At 72.7% G+C, this 3518-nt stretch carries 4 protein-coding genes; 2 read left to right on the top strand and 2 right to left on the bottom strand.

Annotated features, from left to right (window positions below):
- A partial coding sequence (locus AOK18_RS27570) for a PP2C family protein-serine/threonine phosphatase (RefSeq protein ID WP_055696087.1) occupies positions 1 to 932 on the top strand: 932 nt, incomplete at its 5' end.
- Positions 933 to 984: 52 nt separating this feature from the next.
- On the opposite strand, the gene AOK18_RS27565 is transcribed toward AOK18_RS27570, so the two are convergent.
- Together AOK18_RS27565 and AOK18_RS27560 are read right to left on the bottom strand one after the other, a co-directional pair.
- A complete protein-coding gene (locus AOK18_RS27565) occupies positions 985 to 1488 on the bottom strand; it encodes a MarR family winged helix-turn-helix transcriptional regulator (RefSeq protein WP_079039633.1) in 504 nt (167 codons plus the stop codon).
- A 287-nt stretch (positions 1489 to 1775) separates the two neighbouring features.
- Entirely contained in the window at positions 1776 to 2912 is a 1137-nt protein-coding gene (locus AOK18_RS27560; RefSeq protein WP_240503335.1) for a phospholipase D-like domain-containing protein, read from the bottom strand.
- 285 nt (positions 2913 to 3197) lie between these two features.
- Here AOK18_RS27560 and AOK18_RS34855 point away from each other — a divergent pair, with 285 nt between their 5' ends.
- Positions 3198 to 3440 carry a DUF6411 family protein gene (locus tag AOK18_RS34855; RefSeq protein ID WP_055696086.1) on the top strand — a complete coding sequence of 81 codons (243 nt, stop codon included), beginning with the start codon at positions 3198 to 3200 and terminating at the stop codon, positions 3438 to 3440.
- Positions 3441 to 3518: the final 78 nt, after the last annotated feature.

Below are 3518 nucleotides of genomic sequence, written 5' to 3'. Positions count from 1 at the left end.
AGGTGGACGTCCACCTCCCGGTCACCATCCGCGGCGACCGGATGGGCGTGCTGTCCGTCACGATGCCGGAGGACCGCTTCACGCGGGCGCTCCTTCCCGAGCTGCAGCACGTCTGCGAGGTCCTCGGCCACGAGATCCTCGTGGCCGAACGGGACACGGACCTGTACGTCCTGGCCCGCCGTGCCTCGCGTCTGACCCTGGCGGCCGAGATGCAGTGGCAGTTGCTGCCGGGCCGGGCCTGCTCCCGTCCCGAGTTCGCTCTCGGAGGACACATCGAACCCGCGTACACGATCTTCGGGGACAACTTCGACTGGTCGGTGTCCGCGGAGCACCTCACGCTGACCGTCACCAACGGCATGGGGGAGGGCATCGAGGCCGCTCTGCTCACGAACCTCGCCGTCAACGCGATGCGCAACGCCCGGCGCGCCGGTCTCGGTCTGTCCGACCAGGCCCGCCTCGCCGATCAGGCGGTGTACGCGCAGTACCGGGGCGGCGCGCACGTCTCGGTCCTGCTGCTGCGGTTCACCCTCGCGACCGGTGAGGTGGAGGCCGTGGACGCGGGGTCCCCGAGGATGTGGCGGCTGCGCGGGAAGGACGTGGACGCCCTCCCCTTCGACGCCCAGCTGCCCCTCGGCATGTTCGAGGACACCCCGTACGCGTCCGAGCACTTCCGGGTGCGTCCCGGCGACCGCTTCCTGATCGGCAGCGACGGCGTCTACGAGGCGGCCGCCTCCACCGGCGAGAAGTACGGCGAACGGGCACTCGCCCGGTCCCTCACCGCCACCCGCCTGCTGCCGCCGGCGCAGGTGCCGGGCGCGGTGCTGCGGGAACTCGCGGCGTACCGGGGGCAGACCCCGGTCGACGACGACGCCCTGGTGGTCTGCCTCGACTGGTACGGGCGCTCCGGGGACGGTCCGCACCCCGGTCCGTGAAGCGGTTCCTCCGCCCGGCCCGGCGGAGCGGGTGCCCGCGTCCGGGGCTCCCTCAGGCCGTTCTGTCCGCCCGGTGGGCGCCGGGGGCCGGTGCGTTCCGCTTCACCGCGTCGCGGAAGGCGTCCAGCCCGTCGCGCAGGGCCGTGCGGGATTCGGGGGACATGCTCTCGATCACCGAGCGGAGCACGTCCTTGCGCTGCACCCGGAGTTCGTCCAGGTACGCCGCCCCGCTCCCGGTCAGGTCGAGCATCAGCTCCCGCCTGCTGACGGGGCTCGGGGTCCGCCGCACGAAGCCGAGCGCCTCGAGCCGGTCGCAGAGGCGGCTGACGGAGGGCGGGGAGGATCCGAGCATCTCGCCCAGCGTGCGCAGGTTGATGCCCTGTTCCCGTTCGAGGCTGTAGAGCACACGCAGCTGCGAGGCGGAGACGGGGGCGACCGGGGCCGCGTCGCGGCCCCGGTCCCACAGCACCTCGAGGAGTTCGACGACCTCGCACGCCACTTCGGCCGCTCGCCCGGACCCGGGTCCGGGTGAGGAGGGTGCGGTCTGCGCGTTCACGACGTGGGCACTCCGGCACTCCGATGGGATGGTCGTCCCCCTGTCACGGGTGGGACAGGCTGGTTCTCGCCCGTTCTCCGGGTTCCGTCTGCTGCGTCCCGTCCCCGCTCCGGCGCTTCCCCTTCCTCCGTGGCGCGGCGTCCGGGGCACCGGAACGCGGGGGGCACGGGTCAACAGTATCCTCCCGGCGGCCCCGGCCACCGGTCGCCGGGAGCAGCGGGCACCCGCGGCCCGCGGGCCCGGGGCCTCCCCTGCGCCCCGCCGTCGCCGGTGCGCCCGCGCGGACGTCACAGGAAGCGGCGTATGGGCAGGACGGCCGTCTCGCGCGCCCGCTGCAGCAGCGACCGTCTCCCCCAGCGTCCTTCCCGGATCCGTTCGCTGACCGCCACGTCCTCGTCGAAGTGGGCGTCGAGGGTGGCGGTGAACTCCTCGTCGAGGACGGCCAGCATGATCTCCTCGTCGTGCTCGAGGGAGCGGCGGTTGAAGTTGGTCGATCCTATGAGCGCGGCCGTCGCGTCCACTGTGATGATCTTCGCGTGCATCATCGTCGGCTGGTACTGGTAGATCTTCACGCCGCAGGCCAGCAGATCCTCGTAGAAGTTCTGCCCGGCCAGCTGGCAGACCCGCTGGTCGGTGTACGGACCCGGCAGGAGGATCTCCACCTCCACCCCGCGCCGCGACGCCTCGCACAGGAGCTCGACGAAGTAGGCGTCCGGGGAGAAGTAGGCGGTCGTGAGCCGGAACCGCTCCTCGGCCGACTCGATCATCACCTGGATCAGGGTCTGCATGTCCTGCCAGCCGAAGCTGGCCGACCCGCGCACCACCTGCACCACCGCGTCCCCCTCGGGCCGGTGCTCGACGAAGCGGTCGTGGTCGTCGAAGAGTTCGCCGCGGCACTCGGCCCAGTTCTGCGCGAACGCCGCGGCGATCCCGTCCACCGCCGGACCGCGCACCTCGACGTGCGTGTCGCGCCACTCGTGCTCGTCGCGGGCGTCGCCGCACCATTCCTCGGCGATGCCCACCCCGCCGGTGAACGCCACGCGTTCGTCCACCAGCAGTGCCTTGCGGTGGCAGCGGTGGTTCTGCTTGAGCGGCGAGAGCGCCACCGGCTGGCGGAACCAGGCCACGCGCACACCGGCCTCCCGCATGTCCTGCAGCAGGTCCTTCTCGATCGTGCGGCTGCCGAACCCGTCCAGCAGCAACCGGACCCGCACGCCGGCGCGAGCCCGCTCCGCCAGGGCGCGGGCGAACTCCCGGGCGATGTCGCCCCTCCAGTACACGAACGTCATCATGTCCACCGTGTGCTCGGCGGACCGCACGCTCTTGAGCATCGCGGGGAAGATCTCGTCGCCGTTGCGCAGGGCGACCAGGGAGTTCCCCTCGGTCGCGGCGATGCCGATCAGCCGCTCCAGCCTGCGGCGCATCCGCTGCGCGCGGTCACCGGCGGACCGGTCGGGGGACGGGGAGGACTGGGTGCACTGGGGCGCGTTCTCGAGTTTCATCCATGGCTCCGGCCGGCACGCGAGGCGGTCCGCGCTGCCCGTCCTCGTCCGGCGGAGGTCGGCGCAGCGGGGCGACGGCGGCGGACGAGGACGGCCCGGACGACGGTCAGCGGGCAGGCCCTCCGCTCGCCGAGCGGTCCCTGGACCGCTTTTAACCCCCGCGGGCGAGGGCAAACGACGGCTACGTCACAGTCCTCGGAGGTATTCGTGGTCATCGTCGGAATTGTCGCCCTGTGTGTGGTTCTCGCCTTACTGGCATTCCTCGTGCCCCGTCTGTCCCACGGGCCCGAACGCGGCACCCAGCGGGCCCTCGGTCTCGGCTCGCGCGCGGGTGGAAAGGCCCCCGGCCCCCTGGGGCGCCTGTTCAGCAAGCCGTTCCGCAGCAGCTCGAAGGCCGTGGGACGCAGCGGTTCCGCCGGCCGTCGCACGCGCGGCCGGCTGCCCTTCTGACCCCGGCGGTCCCGTGCGGCACCGGCCGGCCCCCGCCCTGTCGGTCGACAGGTCGGGGGCCGGCCGGTGCCGCACGGG

The sequence above is a fragment of the Streptomyces prasinopilosus genome, assembly GCF_001419695.1.
Lineage (GTDB): Bacteria > Actinomycetota > Actinomycetes > Streptomycetales > Streptomycetaceae > Streptomyces > Streptomyces prasinopilosus.
This window is presented reverse-complemented; position numbering and strand designations above follow the sequence as displayed.

What these genes read in the sequence shown, in the direction of transcription:
- AOK18_RS27560 (WP_240503335.1), bottom strand. Translation starts at nt 2,912, where the DNA reads ATGCGCCGCAGGCTGGAGCGGCTGATCGGCATCGCCGCGACCGAGGGG.